This is a genomic window from Streptomyces sp. RPT161, from assembly GCF_027533845.1.
In the GTDB taxonomy this organism is placed as follows: domain Bacteria; phylum Actinomycetota; class Actinomycetes; order Streptomycetales; family Streptomycetaceae; genus Streptantibioticus_A; species Streptantibioticus_A silvisoli_A.
The window spans coordinates 1-392 of the sequence record NZ_JAPZVN010000116.1; the positions used below are offsets into that span (position 1 = coordinate 1).

Consider the following 392-nt stretch of genomic DNA (forward strand, 5'->3'; position numbering starts at 1 on the left):
AGGTGCATCGCCACCAAGGACGACGAGCAGGCTGTGTCCACACTCACCGCAGGCCCCTCAAGGCCCAACGTGTAAGCCACACGGCCAGAGATCACGCTACCCGCGGCACCAGTGAGCACATGCCCCTGCAACTGCTCACTGCCACGAGAGACCAGATCGAGGTAACCGGTCTGATAGGCACCGACGAAAACACCCGTGTGGCTACCCGCCAACGAAGCGGGAGTAATTCCCGCCTGTTCCAAAGCCTCCCACGACACCTCCAGCAACAACCGCTGCTGAGGATCAGTAGCCAACGCCTCCCGAGGCGAGATCCGGAAGAACGCCGCATCGAACTCATCGACACCGTCAACGAACCCGCCCTCACCGGTAGCCGACGTCCCGGAGCCGGGCCC

1 protein-coding gene is annotated in these 392 nt (G+C 63.3%); it reads right to left on the minus strand.

Annotated features, from left to right (window positions below):
* Positions 1-392 (minus strand): polyketide synthase (locus tag O5O46_RS35160; RefSeq protein ID WP_269859753.1); only part of this gene is annotated, 392 nt, incomplete at both ends.